At 57.4% G+C, this 19,081-nt stretch carries 19 protein-coding genes and 1 pseudogene; 11 read left to right on the top strand and 9 right to left on the bottom strand.

Annotated features, from left to right (window positions below; genetic code table 11):
- Nucleotides 1-251 (top strand): hypothetical protein (locus H1Y01_RS19635; protein WP_219341673.1); only part of this gene is annotated, 251 nt, incomplete at its 5' end.
- A gap of 160 nt (nt 252-411) precedes the next feature.
- Here the strand turns inward: H1Y01_RS19635 and H1Y01_RS18015 are convergent.
- Nucleotides 412-2,442 carry a hypothetical protein gene (locus H1Y01_RS18015; RefSeq protein ID WP_180542000.1) on the bottom strand — a complete coding sequence of 677 codons (2,031 nt, stop codon included), beginning with the start codon at nt 2,440-2,442 and terminating at the stop codon, nt 412-414.
- 95 nt (nt 2,443-2,537) lie between these two features.
- On the opposite strand from H1Y01_RS18015, the gene H1Y01_RS18010 reads away from it, so the two are divergent.
- From H1Y01_RS18010 to H1Y01_RS18000, 3 genes are all read left to right on the top strand, one after another.
- Nucleotides 2,538-3,743, top strand: coding sequence for a hypothetical protein (locus H1Y01_RS18010; protein WP_180541998.1), 1,206 nt, complete (start codon nt 2,538-2,540; stop codon nt 3,741-3,743).
- Nucleotides 3,744-3,902: 159 nt separating this feature from the next.
- Complete coding sequence (locus H1Y01_RS18005; protein WP_180541996.1) at nt 3,903-5,684, top strand: hypothetical protein; 1,782 nt, start codon at nt 3,903-3,905, stop codon at nt 5,682-5,684.
- 88 nt (nt 5,685-5,772) lie between these two features.
- Nucleotides 5,773-7,071 carry a hypothetical protein gene (locus H1Y01_RS18000; RefSeq protein WP_180541994.1) on the top strand — a complete coding sequence of 433 codons (1,299 nt, stop codon included), beginning with the start codon at nt 5,773-5,775 and terminating at the stop codon, nt 7,069-7,071.
- 7 nt (nt 7,072-7,078) lie between these two features.
- On the opposite strand, the gene H1Y01_RS17995 is transcribed toward H1Y01_RS18000, so the two are convergent.
- The 5 genes from H1Y01_RS17995 to H1Y01_RS17975 form a co-directional block, all read right to left on the bottom strand.
- The gene (locus tag H1Y01_RS17995; protein ID WP_219341672.1) at nt 7,079-7,861 is read right to left on the bottom strand and encodes a class I SAM-dependent methyltransferase; all 783 of its coding nucleotides are present in this window, start codon (nt 7,859-7,861) and stop codon (nt 7,079-7,081) included.
- Complete coding sequence (locus tag H1Y01_RS17990) at nt 7,858-8,631, bottom strand: NTP transferase domain-containing protein (protein ID WP_219341671.1); 774 nt, start codon at nt 8,629-8,631, stop codon at nt 7,858-7,860. Before H1Y01_RS17990 ends, H1Y01_RS17995 begins: the two co-directional genes overlap by 4 nt.
- A complete protein-coding gene (locus H1Y01_RS17985) occupies nt 8,628-9,230 on the bottom strand; it encodes a gamma-glutamyl-gamma-aminobutyrate hydrolase family protein (RefSeq protein WP_180541992.1) in 603 nt (200 codons plus the stop codon). The genes H1Y01_RS17990 and H1Y01_RS17985 overlap by 4 nt, the downstream gene beginning before the upstream one ends.
- Entirely contained in the window at nt 9,227-12,187 is a 2,961-nt protein-coding gene (locus H1Y01_RS17980) for an adenylyl-sulfate kinase (RefSeq protein ID WP_180541990.1), read from the bottom strand. Before H1Y01_RS17980 ends, H1Y01_RS17985 begins: the two co-directional genes overlap by 4 nt.
- Nucleotides 12,188-12,417: 230 nt before the next feature.
- Nucleotides 12,418-12,606 carry a hypothetical protein gene (locus H1Y01_RS17975; protein WP_180541988.1) on the bottom strand — a complete coding sequence of 63 codons (189 nt, stop codon included), beginning with the start codon at nt 12,604-12,606 and terminating at the stop codon, nt 12,418-12,420.
- A gap of 384 nt (nt 12,607-12,990) precedes the next feature.
- Here H1Y01_RS17975 and H1Y01_RS17970 point away from each other — a divergent pair, with 384 nt between their 5' ends.
- From H1Y01_RS17970 to H1Y01_RS17945, 7 genes and pseudogenes are all read left to right on the top strand, one after another.
- The gene (locus H1Y01_RS17970; protein ID WP_180541986.1) at nt 12,991-13,494 is read left to right on the top strand and encodes a hypothetical protein; all 504 of its coding nucleotides are present in this window, start codon (nt 12,991-12,993) and stop codon (nt 13,492-13,494) included.
- Between the two features lie 162 nt (nt 13,495-13,656).
- Nucleotides 13,657-15,294 (top strand): choice-of-anchor tandem repeat GloVer-containing protein, encoded by a 1,638-nt coding sequence (locus H1Y01_RS17965; protein ID WP_180541984.1) that lies wholly within the window; start codon nt 13,657-13,659, stop codon nt 15,292-15,294.
- A gap of 488 nt (nt 15,295-15,782) precedes the next feature.
- Entirely contained in the window at nt 15,783-15,911 is a 129-nt protein-coding gene (locus H1Y01_RS19770) for a hypothetical protein (protein ID WP_257644473.1), read from the top strand.
- 24 nt (nt 15,912-15,935) lie between these two features.
- Nucleotides 15,936-16,301: a hypothetical protein gene (locus H1Y01_RS17960; RefSeq protein WP_180541970.1), complete on the top strand. Its 366-nt coding sequence runs from the start codon at nt 15,936-15,938 to the stop codon at nt 16,299-16,301.
- A complete protein-coding gene (locus H1Y01_RS20165) occupies nt 16,237-16,416 on the top strand; it encodes a cation:proton antiporter domain-containing protein (protein ID WP_180541982.1) in 180 nt (59 codons plus the stop codon). The genes H1Y01_RS17960 and H1Y01_RS20165 overlap by 65 nt, the downstream gene beginning before the upstream one ends.
- A gap of 167 nt (nt 16,417-16,583) precedes the next feature.
- Nucleotides 16,584-17,015, top strand: coding sequence for a hypothetical protein (locus H1Y01_RS17950; protein WP_180541980.1), 432 nt, complete (start codon nt 16,584-16,586; stop codon nt 17,013-17,015).
- A gap of 12 nt (nt 17,016-17,027) precedes the next feature.
- Nucleotides 17,028-17,357, top strand: a pseudogene (locus tag H1Y01_RS17945) (peroxiredoxin family protein); the annotation flags it as partial.
- A 435-nt stretch (nt 17,358-17,792) separates the two neighbouring features.
- Here H1Y01_RS17945 and H1Y01_RS17940 read toward each other — a convergent pair.
- The 3 genes from H1Y01_RS17940 to H1Y01_RS17930 all read right to left on the bottom strand — a co-directional run.
- On the bottom strand, nt 17,793-18,296 hold the full coding sequence (locus H1Y01_RS17940) for a PEP-CTERM sorting domain-containing protein (protein WP_180541976.1): 504 nt from the start codon (nt 18,294-18,296) through the stop codon (nt 17,793-17,795).
- A 46-nt stretch (nt 18,297-18,342) separates the two neighbouring features.
- Nucleotides 18,343-18,618, bottom strand: a complete 276-nt coding sequence (locus tag H1Y01_RS17935) for a hypothetical protein (RefSeq protein WP_180541974.1) — start codon at nt 18,616-18,618, stop codon at nt 18,343-18,345.
- The coding region (locus H1Y01_RS17930) for a YncE family protein (protein ID WP_180541972.1) at nt 18,590-19,081 on the bottom strand (492 nt) is incomplete at its 5' end. The genes H1Y01_RS17930 and H1Y01_RS17935, both read right to left, overlap by 29 nt.

The following is a 19,081-nucleotide window of genomic DNA, read 5'->3' as shown; positions in this document are numbered from 1 at the left end:
CCTGTGATTCCCCAAACCCCAAACTTTATTTCAGCCCACCGTTCCAACACCTTACGCCCAAAATCCCCCCACCGCCCCCGGTCCGCGCCAAAACCACCCGCTACAATCCGTGCAGAGGGACATCCGTGTTCATCCGCGTCGATCCGCGGCTAAAAAGCTTCAAGCAGCAAAAAATAGCGAAACGAACCTGGGGAGTTATTGAAAACAATGCACTTCATCAAAAAAAACGAACCCGGGGAACCCGGATTTGAACCCGGAAAACCTAGGTTTGAACCCTGGGAACCCAGATTTGAACCCGTCAAATGGAGTGAACCCCGAAAGTGAGACGTTGTGCGATTGCGAAATTTGATGATTCGTGAGCGGCGACGGAGTCTGATCGGACGGAGCGCTTCCGCCGCTGTCCTCCGCCGGTCACGGAGCAGGTGCGAGCGCCGCTTCGGGGGCAGGTGCCCGAGCTGGCGGGAACACGACCCTCGGCGAATCAGGGAAGCGAGGCCGCACGGCGGATCGGGTGGTTTTAGCTCTCCGGCGCCTGACCTCGCTTCCAAGCGAGGAGTCAGTACAACTGGTAACGCAAAGGAGCGTTTCGCCGTTGTAGCTGGCCAGTCCTCCGATATCCAGATGATTCAACCCGGAGATCGCTCCGCTCGGCACGGTCACGTTCATCTGGTATGCGGCCCCAACCGCGAGTGGGGTTCCCGGCTCAATGCCGGCGTAGTCGACGGTACCTGCCACCCCCGAGAAATCGACTGTCATGTAGCTGAGGTTGGTGGCATTGCCCGAGGTGTCCAGTGTGCCAAGTCCCGTCAGATAAATCGCCAATTCCTCCCCGGCCGCGGCTGGGTTCGAAGCGCTGACGATCGTATTGTTGGCGTGGAATACGGCTGGCGCGGAAGTTGCACCGTTGAATATGCCGAATTGGGTGTCCCCGACGTAGTTACTTACTGTGTTCGATGCTCCCAAACTGTTGACTACCTGAATCGAGGCGATACTGGTGTCGATGCCCAGCGGAATCACTGCGTTGACTTGGCCGGGGCTGACGTAAGGAACCTCCGTCGCAACTCCATTCACCAGCACTTGCACGCCACCCAAGCTAGTGGGGAGAGTGGGGTTCGCCGCCGTTGTGGTTGCCAGGTTGGCCCCGAAAATCGAGATGTATTCCCCGGGCGCGAACTCCGCGGTGAAGGGAGCGAAGGAGCCTGCGTTTACGATGCCGGTCGGATAGATATAAGGCGCGGAAGTAGGAGCCGACGTGTAGTTGGGCGCCTCCATAAGGACCTCGATCCCGAGGAATCCGTAGCCCACATTCGCAAAGCCGATCCCGAATGTGCCACCCGGGCCGAACACGTATTGGTTGTAGAAATCGATGCTCGCCAGTCCCGGCAGATCGGAGTATATGTAGTCGTCGGTGAAACTGCCGCGTGGTGGGCCCACAACGTTATCCCGCTGATGCGCCAAAATCTCCCCGTTATTGGCGCCGGTGAGGAAGTGATATCCGCCATAGGTGCTGTTCAGCCACGTACAGCCGCAGATGCTGACCTGGGAGTCGTCCTGAAAGATACCGCCTGCGTAGTACGAATTTTGCGCAGCGAAGGAACCGCTGGAGCCCTGGCGCACGCCGACGATGAAGTCGGTATCCTCGGGATCGCCACCGAAAAAGAAATTGCCATCGGGCGAGAAATAGAAGTATTTGGTGCCGGACATCAGGTTCGTATCAAGATCGGCGGTCGTCAACTCGTTACCGAATGTCACAGCCGCACCGCCGGCAATGGCAGAATACTGGACCCCGGAGAAAGCCGGCTGCGTCATTGCTGTAGTGTTCAACCCGAGAGCCCCGCTGAGAGCCGTGGTGGCGACGGTGCTGCCGGTGCCGGTCATAGTAAACGAGTAAGCCCGCGTGTGGTTCAAGTCAAGGGTCAGAGCGGGAATACCTACACCGATAACGGAAAATGTCCCCTGCAGCGAAGGCGCCGATGTCGGAGCTTGCGCCGCAACGAACAGGTCGTTGTAACCGGTGCGATTATCTGTCGTGCTCCCAACCATGACTTGGGATGGAGATACCAGCACATTGATCTCATCGCCTTCAAATTGCGGGTAGACGAATTTGAGAGGTGTGGACATGTAACCGTAGCCGCTGGCCGCGATGGTGTAGGCGCCGGAGCCACTAATCGATGTGACCGCGTTTTCGGCCCCGTCGTAAGCCTGCGCGGTGACAATATAGGTTCCATTACCATCGAAAACGATGTTGCCGTAGATCGCTATGGTTTCCGGAAGATCATTGGCGGAATTATAACCGCCGAGCCACATGACCTGGCGGAAGTAGTAAGTGCCATTCAGCAATCCATTTCCGCTGGAATCCCAGCTTTGCGCGGCGGCGGCCCAAACAGCCGCCATGAACAGAAGCAACGATCTCCAAGCGACACCGCGCACCACTTTCAGCATAAACTACTCTTCCGGAGACACGCCTGCATCACCATGCAAGGCCGATCGGCGACGGCTGGCGATTCCTGGACACGCGGTAAGATGGAGCACAACTGTTGAAACCGATTACCAGGAGAGGATTCAGCGCGTCTCTACTTAGCGGGCTCGTCGGCGCCGGGGCATCGCGCCTCAAAGGTGTTCGATCTGTGCCGGGCGCTGACTTCACCATAGTAATTATTCCCGATCCCCAGTACCTTGCCGCATCGTGCCCGGATAAGCTCGGCGGCTATTACGCTGCGATGATGAGGTGGATCGTAGATCACAAGAATATTGCCCTCACGTCCAGCCCTCCTTCCTTCAGGGCTAATATCAAGACCGTCGTGGGCGTCGGCGATTGCGTGAACTCCGCCACGGGTAATGAGTTCGCAAACGCGCAGGCCGCCTGGGCCACTCTTGACAAGAACGGCATTGCGTTTATCACACCTCCGGGAAATCACGATTATTCCGGCAGCCCTTCTTCACGGAGTAACCTGGGCGCGCAATTCTCGACGGGCTTTTTCTCCGCGCGGAACCGTTCTCGAGTCTATGGCTCCGGTATCTCTCTTGGTGACGGGGACGCGGCTTACTGGGTAGCTTCCTACGACACTACCGGAGCCAATACGGCAGTAAAGTTCGATATCTCGGGCACAAGACTTCTATTTCTAGCGATGGATTTCTTCGCGGGCAACGCCGTCTGGTCCTGGGCCTACGACGTTATGTCAGCCAATCCGGATTGCGAATGTTATATCACGACTCATGCGTGGCTGACCACGAATGGAACGCAATTTCAAAGGACGGACGGCTATGGGCCAGGCGCATACTCTATGGCTGGGTCGCCCTATGCTAACTCCGCCGCCGAAGCCTGGAACAATGTGGGAATAAAGACGTGGGCAAACCTACTAGGGATCTTTAGTGGCCATGATCTTATCAGCAGCCGGAATTCAGATCCCTCAGGCACATCGTCTCCGGCATGGTTTTGGCAGCGGACGCCGATCAGAAGCGAAAGCCGTCGCCAACAAACGGTACAACAGCTATTCGTGAATTCGCAAGAACTTGACCAGGCTTGTAGTATGTCCTCGGGCCGGAGGAACGGGGCCGGGCAGATTGCGAGCGTTTTCCTGCTCAGTCGCAGACTTGAATTGGGATTAATCGAGGGCCGTATGATCGCCACGCAATCGGGGGACTGGTTTGAATCAAGATCACCATCTTTTCCTGACGGAACCAGTTGGAGCGGATCGGAAACGCTTCTGTTTTCGATTCCGTTTACAGGGCTCGGCAACTAACTTTGAGACGCTCGTTCAGCAATCCATGAGGCGGTTGCTTGAACTTTCGCCGTCGAACACGTACATTACGTAAATGACAAAACGCAGCCGCGGTCAACGGCGGGATCGGCCTTGGATCTTCACTGAGACGCGAGCAAGCTTGCGGTCCGTCCTGTGCTAATGACAGAGGCGAATCGGGAATCGATTCTTAAGACACTCTATCGAGAGTTTGGTGCTTCGCTGCTTCAGAGTATCGCCCTGGAGCGGTGCTCTCGGCGCACGGAGTTCGACGAGGAACAGTTTGTCAACTGTTATCCGTATCTTCCTCACTTGGTCGATCTGGCCAAGGATATCGCGGCCGGGATCGGCGGCAGTGACAGCCGTGTCGTCAACAGATGTCTCCAAATCTTCGAGTCGCACCGGATGCAGCTGGCCGCTCAGCCTATCGGCGCTCTGGTCAGCCTCGACAAGATGTATGAAGCCGTTGAATCGGCTCTTCCGCGTGAGAAGCGGAATGACATTCTTGCGATTGGACGACGCTTCGAGGGCGACAAGGACTACCCGGGAATGGCGCCCCGCGTGGTCAAGGCGCTCTGCCTCATGGAGTTTGTCGGAACAGACTTGCCGCGTACTACGCCGAACATCGCCGCACTCCTCGTCCAACGTGTGCCCGAACCACCGCCCGTACTCGCCGTCGCAGCCATTCTCGGTCATATGAACGACGCGCAGTTTGTCCGCTGGACCGATGACGGGTGGGAACTCTATGACTTCAATGAACTACGCCGCATGGCCAATACCCTTGAGGGACTTAGCAGCGCCGTAGGGATCGTCAATCCGCGGCTTCCCGGCTGGCACAACGACTTACTTCAAGGTTTTAAGAAATTGCTTGCCCGCGGGTTGGGCTGGTATACCCGGCCCTTGCTCGAATTCGTCACCGCCGTAAGTCAATTGCTCAAGCGAATCGAGTGGGCGCTCTCGCACCTTTCCGCGAACATGACGCCTCCTGATGTGATCGGCAAGAACACAGTTGCGATCGAGCACCTTGCGATGAGCGTGACTGCTCTTGAAGCGCGGTTGGAGCAGTCCGAGAAGAAGCGCGCGGCGGCGGCCGTGTCCGTGCAAGAACAGCTCGACTTATTGCACGAGCAAATGATGGAAATAGACTGGAGCCTTGCGCGTCAGGATGTCCGGCATCGGATCGATACGAACCACGTCAAAGAGCGAACCGCCTACATCATCGGTCTGTTCGGTACCGGACGCCGATATATTAACGAAGTGGTGGTTCAGAATATCGGAGAAAGGAGTAAGTATTTTAGAGATACAGTTCGCCTGCATCCCGGCCCGACACCGATGATCTACAGCGGCCACGCCACGATGAAATACGTCTCGCGGGCCCAGGAGCTGCCGCCGGTGATGAACCGCATCTTAGGGGCGGTCGAGTCAAGATTTGCCGATCTCATTTTTGCCTATCGTCATCCCCTCGACTCGGTATTGACCAATTGGGTTTGGTGGCGAACATACATTCGCGACCACAGATCGATCTCCGGCATTGCGCAGCGTTATGAAAACACGGACGAGCTATGTCTTGATCTCGACCGGAACTTTCTCGAATTCAAGAGCTTCGCTGAAGGCGACCCTGGTTTCTTTGAGGGCGAACCAGGCCTGCGATTTCTGTCTTTCCGGGAGTTTGTTGAGGAGACTGAACTTCATTTCAATTCCGCCACGCTCACGTTGCGCCTTGAGGATTTCATGATCAATGCATCCAGGGAGTTCTCTAAGATCGCTGAAGTCATGTCGGTTGATGTCGATTTGAGCCGTTCCTATGTAATCCCTCCGAAGTCGAAGCCTTTCGGCTATCGGGCTGTTAGAGACGGGGTTCCCCAATTCAGAGACTTCATCGATGGCCTGGATGCCGAGACCAAAAGACGCATTGAGAAAATCGGTTATGATTTGCGGCCATAAGTAGTAAGCAGCCGCCAATCCGGTGAGCTGAGGTTTGCGACCGTGCATACTAGCGATATGAATTGTGCCAGGTTATCGAACACGATCCGTGATTCTCGCCCAAAACAACAGTGATATGTATCCGAACCGATTCAACAGGCCCCCGGCTCTCTATTTCTGGCCCTATGACTTCGACGAACTGCGCCGTGAAACAGCCGCTTTGGGCGAACTCAATAACGATGTCGGGGGAATCGATCCACTCCCGCGAGGTTGGTATAGCTGGCTCATTCAGATCGGTAGGAGGGTGCGTGCGCGCCTGTTCGCGTGGTATACGAGGCCCTTGCGTCGTTTCAATGCCGCCGTGGCTCGGTCATTGCAAGAAATCGTCACAGCCCTTGACCACGCTTCGATGAACATGAACGCGATGGGGCACCTTGCCAGGAACATGGCGGCCCTGGAATCGCGTCTGGCGCAGGCAGAGAAGGCGAACGCCATGTTCAGGGAGTCAATTCAAGAGCAGCTTGCGCTCTTATCCCGTCAGATCCAGGCGCCAGGAATTCTATCGCAAGGCGCGAATTTGGGAGTACCAAGCGATGCAATCGAAAACGTCTTGAGTAAGCGCCTCCCCCATGACTCCCGACTTTATATCGACACGGGCCTAGAGACCGAAAAAACAATTTACATTATCGGATTGTTCGGCACCGGACGCCTCTATGTCAACGAGTTGATATTAGAGCACATTGGCGAGCGGACGAAGTACTTTCGAGACACTATCCGTTTACATCCGGGTCCGACCCCGATGATTTACAGCGGCCACGCCACAAACAAATATCTCTCTTACGGTCAGGCCCGTCCTGAGTTAACGAGCCGTATAAACGAGGCCGTCAGATCGGGATTTGCAGAGTCGGTTTTTGTTTACCGGCATCCCTTCGATTCCTTGCTGACGAACTGGATTTGGTGGCGCACCTTTATTCGGGAGAACAGGCAAGTCTCCGGAATCTCACAGGTTTACCAAAACATCGATCATCTGTGTGCCGACTTAGAGAAGAATTTTCCCGAGTTCCAGTCCTTCGCCGAGGGTGACCCTAAGTTCTTCGCAGCCGTACATCCGCGATTTCTTTCATTCGATGAATTTGTTGAGGAGACTGAGCTTCATCTTGAAAGCGCTTCGCTCGCCTTACGTCTTGAGGACTTCATAATTGATCCGCTCGTCGAACTTACTAAGATCGCCGGAGTCATGTCTGTCGATCTCGATTTGAGGGGCTTGCGCGTAAATCACCCGCGAACGAAGGCTTACGGATATCTAGAGGTTAGACAGAAAGTTCATAATTTCAGAAATTTCCTCAACGGGCTAAGTGTCGTAACGAAACGAAGGATCGAGAGAATGGGCTATAAGTCAGCGGCTTGACTGGACGTTACGCCCGGCGCACCGCCCACGCCCGAGTCAGGTAGGTCGTCTCGATCGACTTCACATCGGCGATTCGGTTCTCGATGAAATTCAGGAATCTCTCGAAGAGTTCAGGACCTAATTGCACTTGAAGATCGTTCACCGAGCGCCATACTCCCAGGTACTGCGCCGGCGTCTGGTGAACGGAGTGCCTGCCTTCAAGGTAGAGCACCTCAGAAAATTGCGGCTTGGCGCTCAACATGTCGGTCAGCCGCTCGGTGAGTCCAGATCGGCCGGAGGATACACGCTCGATGCCTGGCTTAAGTAAAGAAATCTGCGCTTCGATCTCGACGAGCAGCGGATTCACCTCGATTAAGCGCGGATTCCAAAGAGCCGCAAAGACGCCGCCCGGCCGCAGGATGCGATGAAACTCATCGCACGCTTGATCGAAATCGGCCCAATGGAGCGAGGAGGCCATGCTCACCAGATCGGCTGAACGGTCTGGCAAACCGGTGGCTTCAGCGGATCCTTTTCGCCAGACGATGTTGGTATCGCGCGAGCCCTCGATACCTTGCGCGCGCATGTCGTCATTGGGTTCCACGGCGAGCACGGAACGCAAACCTCGCGCCGCGAGTGAACGCGTCCAAATACCTGTGCCGGCGCCGATGTCAACCGCGTCGATGCCCGCCAACTCGCGTCCAACGTAACTGAGAACGGCGGTCCCCACTTGGGGCGCATAGCCCGGCCGAAACCTCGCGTAGTCTCCGGCTAGGCCCGTGAAGTCTCCGTGCTTCATCGCTGTTTTCGTCATGGCAGGGGCTCCTCAAGCACGAGTTCCCCGTCACTTACCATCTTCCGGTACAGCGCCACATCTTCCGGATTATCGATCTCGCCCCAGTTACCTGCAGCGCCGAAAGCGCCGATCGGAAATTCCTTTGTTGCGAGCAATCGATTCAGCAATCCTGTCATATCGAGGTTGTTGCGAGTCTCCTCGTTCAGAGTACTGAGCAGCGCCTCGACCGAAGTCCACGCGGGCGGAGTGAATTTCAACAGTCCCATATATTGCCCCTCAATCTCTTCGAAGCGCGTCGTCTTGCCGCCGATTTCCACCAGCTCGCCTGCAGCATTAACGCGGAAGGTTTCGGCGTCGGCTAACGGATCGGCAAAACGCAGCGTCCACAGACGACGCCACGCCCGGTCGTAACTAATTACCAAGCGGCCCGGAGCGGCGGCCAGACCTCGCACCAACTCGCTTCGGTAGAAGATGTCCCCATAGCTGACGACCACCGGTCCGGCACGCAACCAGGGGGCAGCTGCGACAAGCGACATCACCATATTGGTTTCGGCCCATTGCTCGTTCGCGAAGTAGGAGACACCGGGTAGTTCGACCATCTCGGCACGGTAGCCTCTGACTACGCCGATTTCGTCGACCCCGCCCCGCGTGAGCGCCGCGATTTGACGCGCGATCAGCGGCTCGCCTTCGAGTTCGATCAGGCATTTCGGCAATGCGTCGGTGAGATGTCCCATGCGGCTGCCGCGGCCCGCGGCAAGAATCAGCCCGCGCATCATTACGGGCTTCATTTCACGGCAAAAGAATCGCGGAACAGAAGCACGTCCTCCGCGGCGAACGGAGAGCAACGCTCCGGGTGCCACATGATCCCAGTCACAGGCTGCGTGGAATGGCGAACAGCTTCGACGACACCATCATTGGCGACGGCCCAGACCTCAAGCGGCGCGCGGGTTTCGAATGCGGCAAAGCGATGGTAGCTGTTAACCTCCCGAAGGCCGCCGTTGATCCGGATCACCTGGCGTGGTGTTACATGGCCATCTACCCGCCTTAGCGGAACAGCAAAACGCTGTTGGATCGCCTGCATGCCGCGACAAATGCCGAGAACCGGCAGACTGCGTTCCTGGGCTAGATCCAGCAGCGCCTTCTCAACGGTATCGCGTTCCGGACTGTCTCCTCCCAAGGCCGCGAGATCGTTCCCCCCGGTCAACACCACGCCGCTCACGCCGTCCGGTTCGCATAGCGCGAGAGCCGCCTCGGTAACGTTAGGGAGCAGCACCGGTAGCAAGTCGCACGCGGACAGAAACCTCGTCCACGCTTGATCCAGGCAGTCGCGGCGCTCGCCGCGTTCTGGAACTAACGATACTCGCTGAGTCACTGCCACCCGCTTCATGCGATGACCTCGACTTTCTGATTCGGGCAGTCGAGGCACAACAGTCGCGCCATCTGCCAACGCCCGAACAGGGACTCTCCGGCGCCGATCACAGCGGGTATGTCGAGTTCACCGGCGCGGATCGCCATATGCGAGTTGGCCCCGCCGAACTGAGTCACGAAGCCGCTGATGCCGCGACTGAAGATCCAATCGAAACCGGGGTCGGCGCTGGGTACGAAAAGAATCCGTCCGGCGAAGCTTTCGGGTGCATCGCCGACTGAAGCCACTGACGCCGTGACGCTCTTGCGCGTAACGAAGTTAGGTTGGGTCTGCGGAAGGTGAAATGCGAATACCTCGTCGGGCGACGAGATCATAGGAGGGAGTATTAGATTCTGCGTGAGCGCGTGTCGCTCTTTGCCGCGCGACATACTTTCCAGCAACGCTTCACGCACCGACCCGCTCTCGCTATACAGCGCGCGGACAACGTCGTAGCTGAGATAAGCACAATCCTGGGCGGTCAAACCGTACTCCTCACCCAGACGCTCAATTAGAGACAGCGCGAAGCTGAGGCTTCTCGTGAACACGAATTTTGCGTGTTCGCGGCCTTCGATACCGGCCTTAATGAACTCGATGAAACTTAACGGGTCGATGTCGAGCTGATGTTCCTTTAGCAGCCGCTCGATATGGCGTAATTGCTCGATGGAAAGGGAAAAGCGCGGTGGCGGGCTCTCCGTCTGCCGAACGCTTGACCAATCAAAATACAGATCCGGCGCTTCGTCATATCTCGGTGAAAGGATGTCGTAAGTCCCCGGCCGGAGATGGCCGTACTTGGCAAGGAAGTCTGCCTTTGACAGTCGCCCAAAATCCCGCCCGATGCGCGACCCGACGGAATCGACACTCGCCATGAATGTCGCGCTTTCGTCGGCGCTGAGAACGCCTACCGCGACTAACGATTGAAGAAGTTGAACCGCAATAAAACCTGCCCGCGCCAGACCGGCAAACGGTAGCGTTCCGTATCGCTTGCAATCCTCGATGAGCCAGTAAATGCGACTGATCTTATCGATCTCCGAATCGCGGATTATCGAAAACCGGCGCGCCAGCTCATCGATTTTGGCGCGATCTTGCCGCCAGAGAGCGGTTTCGCCGTGCGTGATCCGGTTCGTGAGATGTCGCAATGCGTCGGAGAGTACGGTAATATCCGCATCGGAAAATCCCTCGTCGGTAAGCCTAACCAGGCGCCCCGGCAAGTCAAGGGTGTAGCACGAGAAAATGATTTCAAACTCGACTTTGTCATGGAGATGCGGCTCGGCAAGAAGGCGATCAATGTAGTAGTTGACCAGCCGTCCCGCGAGTTCATCCGGTACGTGCCGCGGTACGAACGAATTGAAGCTGACACGTACGTCGATGTAAGGAAGTCCGTGAAAGCTGACTAGCAGCGGGAAGCTCCGAAGATTCTTGTACCCATAGTTATCCCGTTGATAGGCCCAGATCGCGTCCGTGATGAGTTCGCGATAGAGCGATAAGGATAACGGCCTCGGCCGGACGCCGATGATTTCGGCGGGATTCCAGTCCGGCATCACTCCAAAAATCGCTCGGCTGCCATGCAAGTAAGGATGCGCGCAACTCAGTTTCTCGATCTTCCGCGCGATTTCTACGAGCGCGGCGTCCACGTTGCTATCCGGTGTCTGCGGGTAATCGACGCTAAGGGGACGCACTTGCAGAAGGTAGAGCTGGCCGTCGTCGCTGACGGCAAATTCCACGTCAATCGCACCGCCCCCCAGCAGCGTTTCAAGTTCTTGGATGAGATCGAGGACGGGCCGCAGCAACGCCGGGCAGAGATCAGGCCGGGATCTCAGGCAGATGAACGTCCTGAGATCTTCGCCAACGCCGGAGGTCACGCGATTGGTAGAGCCGGAGTGGTCGTCGTAATTGATTACGAAATACGGGCCACCGCTCGGACTTCGCGAGAAGGCGACCCCGGCCATAACGACGCGCTCCAGCAAGGGCTGCACGAAGACCTGGTCGTCTCCGCTTTCTTCCGGACCAAACGAGGCAATCACCCGTTCAACTGCGCGCGCTACCGACTCACTGCCGGCCACATCGAGTACGGAGGTGTACCTTCCCGCCTGAGAGTTCCGCGCTCCTGCGTCCTCCGCACGGGCACTGCTTCGCACGATGACGCGGTCTGAGCCCCAAGGCGCAGCCGCGATCTCCGCGAGGCAGTGCGCGCTGTCCGACCGCCAATCGCTAACAGAGAATCGGACTTGAGGCAGAATACGTCCACTACGCAGCAGGGGCGCTAGAGCTTCAAGGCATTCAGCCTTGGTTTTGAAGTCGACACGATCCTTTGTAGCCTCTGCGCCATTACGGCCCGCACTTACCGCCAATATGCGCTCGACCGCTGCGGCAACGTTGATCGCGCCATGACTGTCGCCATAGTTGGCGCCATAATTATCGATGACCAGATCGGGTGACTCGGGAGTTTCCGCCAACAGATCAATCCCGACGACGTCGCGTAGATTACCGCCGGCAGCCGCCGCGTAGAGGCCTTTACTATCTCGCCGCCGAAGTTCGTCTGTGGGAACACGAAGGTAAATCTCGATGTAGCCGGGGATGTTCTCCCGATTCCAACGCTGCACCTCGTGAAACATCGAGACGGTCGCGCAAACAACATCCCCCTGCTCACGCAGTAAGCGGCACAGCCATGCGTTGCGCATCGCCGACCGCCGCCGGTCGTTCTCGCTGTAACCGAGATCTTCGGAAATTGTCTTACGGAGCGCGTCGCCATCGAGGAAGGTGGCGGGGCGGCCGGCGGCGCGCAGTCGACTCCATAGCTCGCGGCCCACCGTTGTCTTACCGGCGCCCGACAACCCAGTGATCCAAAAGACGCGACCCGGCGAAGCCCCAGCCGTCAGTGGGAGTTCTGCCTCATCGGCGCTTGTCAGATTCGGACTCTCATCCCGCCTTGCAGCGCCCATCAATCCTACTGCCGATTTGAACGAATTCAAAGGATATTGAAATCAAGGTTATTCAATGAATTGTAACAACGGCTTCCGTCGGAAGGTTGCGGTGCAAGATCAGTGATCTTGACCAGCTGTTGGTGCTTAGGAGAAGACCCGGCCGATAGCGTCGATAGCGTGGTGGTGACGCCGACGGCGCCTCCGACATGGGTCACATCCCGTCGGAACGCGCTTCGGGATGAGGAAGTTCAGGAATAGGGACAGCTTTCCCATGCCGCGTTGTTGTAAGGCAGGATGGACCCCCGCAAACCGTACGTGCTGACGTATTCGGCCTTTACATTCCTGCGTTCGACATAGGCGCGATCCCGGGCGGACGGATGGATCGATGGGACGGCAATCTCCCGGGGTTTCAGAAAGTCGAAAACGGACGCCGGCACAGGACGGATTTTCGTGGCGTTTTCTTCAATAGCGATAACAAGCCAACTGTTTGTTGACGATCGAGTCGAGTGCGGAGATTCCTTTACTTCCCGCGCCTCTCGCCAGTCGAAACACTTCAAGCCATACTAGTCTGGTAACCAGCCAACCAGGAGCAAAAAACAATGTGTCATCGGTCCATTTATCTCAGCGGCGCGCTGCTTTGCGGCGCGCTATGTCTTTCCCCTGCTTCCCTGCGTGCACAAAAGATAGAGACGTTACAGCTTTGCAACACCGGCCGGACAGCCAAGGCCCTTCCACCGGATGCGTGCTTGGCAACGGAGCTAGTCAGTCCGATAAATTCCGAAGGGGGTGGTCCGATCGTTGATGGAAATTGGGACATCGCCGTGCCATATCCGTATGGCTCTTACAACTCAGCTCCGCCGGACCCCTGCATCGAGGATTTCGGTTATTTGCCGGTTCCCGTGAGCGCCGTCTCGTCCGCCGCTTGGTTGAATCCGGATGATGGTAAGTCACAGTGGATCGAACCAGCCGGCGGGCCGTCGAATCTCCCGGGCTGGTATGTTTACGTGACTGCCTTTGCTGTTCCCCCGGCTTTCGATGGAAGCGGAGACTACACTCTCAATGTGAGTGGCAAGTTTCTGGTGGATGACTCGCCCGATACGATCTACGTCTCCAGCCATTCGGCAGGCTTAAGCACCTGCGGGACCATCGGAACGTTTTCGGGTACAAGTCTCTGGGCGGCCTGGACTCCGTTTCAAGGTTCAGCTACGGTTGGCGGTTCCTCGATCGGGTTCCTTTACTTCGTGGTTCACAATACAGGGCCGGATCTGAATCCGACGGGTCTTCGGGTCGAGTTCACGTCGACTTACTTCACGCCGATCTATTAGCGGTCAGCGTACATCCGAAGACGTGGGCTTGGACGCACGTCTTTCCCTTGGCGAGAGCGGTGCGCGACTGGGGGTAAAGACTCGCGTGATACAGTTTCGGATCGGAGGTCCGTAATGCTTCGTAAGCCGCCTGTGATCCGAATAGCCGGTGTATTGCTTCTATTGACAATTGCCATTAGGTACACGTGGGCGGGTGACAGCACGGGGCCAACGTTTCGAGACCTTTACTTGTTGGCGGGGCCAGGGTCGGCGTGGGGTCCTCTGGTTCAAGCTGTTGATGGCAATCTGTATGGAGTTACCGGGCAATATGGATACAGTCACGGCAATATCTATGCCTTGGGGCTGCAAGGCTCAGGGTTAGCTACGATCTACAGTTTCTGCACCCTGCCAAATTGCGCCGATGGCTCCAATCCGACGACCGGACTCGTGCAGTCGCCGAGCGGAATCCTCTACGGTACAACCCAAGATGGTGGATGGGTGACGACCGGTAGCGGCGGGCAATATGGCCAGGGCACCATCTACGGGATTTCCGCGGGCGGGCAATTTACGCTATGTCACACGTTCCGAGGATCGGATGGCGCGGCACCGGAGGGCGGGCTTGCGCTCGACTACGCTGGGTATGTCTATGGCACGACGCGCTACGGCGGCGTGAATTGCACCGACGCGCAAGGGTGCGGGACGGCGTTCCGCATGGATCCCTCGGGCCGCTTCCTATGGGAGCACTCTTTTAGCGGGCCGGATGGTTCGGAGCCTCTTGGAACCCTGCTGCTAGCGGCGAATGGAAGCCTCTACGGAACGACCAATCAAGGGGGCGCGTATAACGCGGGTACGATCTTTCGCGTTACAGTGTCGGGCGAATTCAGCACTCTTTACAACTTCTGCGCGCAGCCGGGTTGCGCGGACGGCTCGAATCCCGAGGGCGGTTTGATTCAGAGCGTCGATGGCAATCTATACGGCACAACCTACACAGGCGGCGTTTCGAACCTGGGAACGGTGTTCAAGATTACGCCCGACGGCGAGCTGACGACGGTCTATTCGTTCAGCGGAGGAGACGGCCAATATCCCCAGGGGTCCTTGACGCAGGGCAGTGACCGCAATCTCTACGGAACAACCTACTCGGGAGGGACGGGAGCGGGCTGGGGCACGATGTACCAATTGACGCTCTCGGGCCAGTTGACGACGATCTACTCCTTCCAGAGGCTGGGCGACGGTGGACAACCGTGGGGTGGCTTGACGCAAGGGGTAGACGGAAACTTCTATGGCTCGGCGATCGCCGGCGGCACTGGGGACGGTGTGCTCTATGAGGTTACCGCAGGCCTCCCCGCGCAAGTCCAAGCGCTGCCGGCCGGGGATGTCGTGGGTGACGGCGTCGCGATCCTGGGCGAGGGTCTGGATGAGGCTACGGGGGTGTCTTTCAATGGAGTTACCACAACCTTTAACCCAGTCTCTCCAACGCAACTTGACGTTACCGTGCCGGTGGGAGCGAGCACGGGTTACATCGAGGTGACGCTGCCGAGCGGAAATGTCTTGGAGAATCTTCCATTTCGCGTGAGGCCGAAGGTGCAGCAGATCACGCCAACCTCGGGCAAGGCGGGGACGCCCGTGACGGTTCGCGGAGAAAGCTTCACAGGCGCAAGAACGGTGGCGTTCGGGGACGGGCGGGTGGGAACTTCTTCGTTCACTGTAGACTCGGATACGCGGATTACAGTGATCGTTCCGGAAGGTGTGGTGTCGGGCCGGGTGAGCGTGTCGACTAAAGGCGGAAGCGGAATAAGCTCCATGAGTTTTGAGGTAGAGTAAACGCGAAAGATCGTTTCGAGGACGCGTGGCAAGCCCCGCGCTAACATCACGCTGGCATGCAACCAAAGCACGATTTAGCACGAAGTAACACCTATTAAGATGCACCTGAGAGGTTCCATCCCCGCCGCCCATCGGATCGACGGCACCCCCCAGAGAAGTGCGGGGTCGCCGGTATCTCCGCTCTTTGCTTACTTACAATCCGAGATCGCGAAACAAATCCTTACGCAACGGTCGGCACCCGGCCGCTCCATGGGCGTGGGTTACTGCGCGATCCGAAGTTTGATCCGAATCCCAGACCATGCCGAATGCGATCACCGGCAGGGCATGAAGAACAAGTTAGGCGGTGTGACGATTCGGCATAGCGTTCCGTTTGCACCCCCGCGTGGAGCTAACGAAGGATCTCATTTTCACCGCTCTACTGCCTCCGCTCCTTTTTTGAGGCGGCGTTCTATCTCCATTGGGATCAGCTTCGCCGGAATTTTTGGGTAATGGTATCCGCCGCGGTACCTGCCGCCGGGATGCAGTATTTGGCGGGGTGGAGTTGGTCGAGCGCGATTCTATTCGGGGTTTTGATCGCGGCAACCGATCCCGCGCGCAAGGCCGCTTACTCGTTCTGATTGAAGCCGAAAGTCTCTTTAACGATGGAACGGCGGCGGTTGGATTCGGACTGGCAATCTCCCTGGTGGCAGGACAGGACGATTGGCGGGGGCGTGCCGTGTGGCGGCGCGATCGCCGTCGGAGCCCGTCTGCTGGTGGACAGGACTGACGATCACCTCGTCGAGATTACGTGGCGGGGCGAAGCGGCGATCCGCGGCTTTTGGGAGTATGCGGCATTCGTGGCAAACTCGCTGGTGTTTCTACTGATCGGAATGCATGAGGCGAATCGAGACTTCCGCGCTGTTTGGGTCGTTATTACTCTTGCAATCGGTTTAGTACATCAGCATGTCTTATATTGGGGGGATGCGGGGCGCGGTCGCCTTGGCTCTCGCGCTAGGACTACCACGTGACGTTCCGCAGCGCGAGACGATTGTGACTATCAGTTTCGCTGTAGTTGCGTTTTCCGTCTTCGTTCAAGGCTTAACGATCGAGCCCTTTCTGCGGCGGATGGGTGAGATTGAGTAACTTTGAGGAGAGAGCCGGGAAGCTTTAGGGAAAGCAGCTGATGGTGGATTGCGACCACACTCTGCAGAAAGAACTCGCTAACCCCGGTGTAGACCACCGGCCTCTAGGCGCCCGCTTCGGGCTGGCGCTAACAACTTCGCGATTATACTGGTGATGAGGTTTGTGGCGTGAAGCGTCGTCGGAATATTCTAATCTGGGCGGGATTCGCGGTCGTCCTTATCGCTCTCGTAAGCTACATCCCCGTTTTCGCATTGTTCCCCGCGACCCGCGACGTTCCATGGGCAACCTATCTTCTTTTCCTAATCGGCAGCGCTCTGATTGCGGCGGGCGTCAGGCGGGCATTCCGCGATCCCGAGCGCAACCGTGGAAAGATCAGCGGCTCCATCCTTGCTGCGCTGAGTGCCCTCCTGATCGCTCTCTTCGTTGCGAGCGTTACTTACTACTCGAAGCAGATCCCATCCGCGGAAGCCGCCTTAGGCGTGAGCCAAAAAGCACCGCCATTCGTGCTTGCAGATATTGCTGGAAACGAAATCTCATCCTCTGATCTTTTGAGAAATCATCGGGGGCTTGTGCTTGTTTTCTATCGTGGATACTGGTGACCGTTCTGCAACTCCGAGTTGCGGAGTTTCGAGCAGCACCTCAATGAGTTCCATCAGCGTGACGTTGAAGTTGTAGCAATCAGCGTCGATTCGCCCGCCGAGTCACAGAAACTCTGCCAGTCACGGGGCTACAAGTTTCCGTTTCTCTCGGATCCCAAGGCCGAGACGATCCGGCAGTACGGAGTGCTACACGCGAAGGGCGGCGAGGGAGGCAAAGACATCGCCCGGCCCGCCGAATTTCTCGTTGACGCGGCCGGCACAATCCGGTGGGTGAATCTGACGGATGATATTCGTGTGAGGGCCAGGCCGGAATCGGTTCTCGCGGCGATCGACCGGCTTTGACGGCGCGGTGAGTTGGTCACTTCGCGACGAGCAACTTCGTGGGTCAGGACGATTCGGTTTCCACCGATCACGGTCCACTTCACCTCGGCCGAAGACAGTCCGTCAGAACGGGCTCGGCTGACCTCTACTATTAGCGGTTACTTCGAGCTTAGTGTTGTCTGATCGGATTTGAAAATAAGCGGGGCCGGTGCTGGGAGTGGAAGAACTGCGATCTCCACGTTTACCCTCACTTCCTATACCGTGTTTCTGATTCGGAACCGCACGCGACGTTTGTGCGGTGGTGGCATGACGCTTACTTTCGTTTCCATGACACACGCCCTTACCCGAAGTCGCCGGCTCGAAGGTGAAAAGAGTTTTTCGCTGATTTAGCCAGATTCAATAATTGAACATTCAGCGGGTAAGAACCCGTGATTCTTACCCTGACCTGACCGTCACTTACTTGCAGCGTGCCCGCCGCCACCTTTGCGACACAGCGGCGATCGCCATCAGCCCGCATCCGAGCAGCAACATCGTCGATGGTTCAGGAGCTACGAAGATCGAGAAGCTCTGCGAACCAACCAGGTCGAAGTTATATTGGTCGGCCGTCCCCACCCCGCCGAAAAGATCGTAAGTGCCCGTATAAGTTCCCGGCGCCGCGGTCGAAGACACCACGAACGAGAACAGTTCAATGGTTGCGGTTGATGCTGACGGATTCAGCGAGATGGGAACGTTGGTGAAGAAGAAGTCGGTCGAGCTTGCACTCTCCGGTACGTTGAGGTCGTCGCCGTTCAGATACACCGGGTCGTTTGGATCCGTGTTCTGCAGGATCGCGGTCACGTCGACGAGTTCGCCGGGAAGTACGTCATAGACCGTCTGCGGGAACTCGATATTGATTGGGCTGGCACTCGCGCAGAATGTCGCCGTAACGATGAGCAAAGCAGCTGTCGATAGTCGTTTCATGTCATATCTCCTGTTGTTAGTGCAGACGGTTCAAGTGCAGAGGTAATTAGGGAAGAACCAGCCGGTAGTTCGCCGTGAATGGAGCGCTTTGCGGCGAGCCGCCTGGGATCATAGCCAGATACTGAGCGCCCACCTTGAGCAGCGCAGCGGATTGATCCGCGCCGGCCGAAGACGGGAAGACCAGTTGTACGCTCGCGTTGGCCCCGGGCGCCAGGCTCGCAATCGGCGCGGGGAGCAGAGCGCTTGCCGAGTTGAGTTGCGCCAGCGTGAAACCGATCTGTTCGAGCGTCACGTTACCCGTGTTGGTGAACGTCAACTGCACGACGTAGTTCCCGCTGCCGTTCTTTGAAATGGAGGGCGCGGCAGTCAGGTGGTATACCGTCGGAGTTGAGCGCGTAGATCATGTCCGTGAGCGGATTGACCACTCCGGTCACCGGCGACTTACCCGTCGCTATCGTAGCCGTGTACTGGGTTACGCCGTCAATCACCGTGATGCTGTTGCTCCCGAAATTCAGCGCGTAAATCTTGTTGGTGATCGGGTTCACCAGCGTTGCAAATGTCTGCTGCCCCACCGGAACCGAAGTGACCGCGTCGTTTGCCCCATTAACGATGGAAACCGTGTTATTCGCGGTGTCGCCGATGTAGGCCGTGTTCGTGAAGGGATTGACGTCCACCGAGAAAGCATTCATCCCCCCGCTGAATAGGGTCAGGTTGTTCGTCGCGCCATCGAACACCGTAACGGCGTTGCTGCCGCTGTTGGCGACATATATCCGGTTGGTGGCCGG

Source organism: Nevskia soli (assembly GCF_903970205.1).
GTDB lineage: Bacteria > Acidobacteriota > Terriglobia > Bryobacterales > Bryobacteraceae > Bog-113.
Note: the sequence above shows the minus strand (reverse complement) of the source record. Positions and strands in the feature narration are given on the sequence as shown.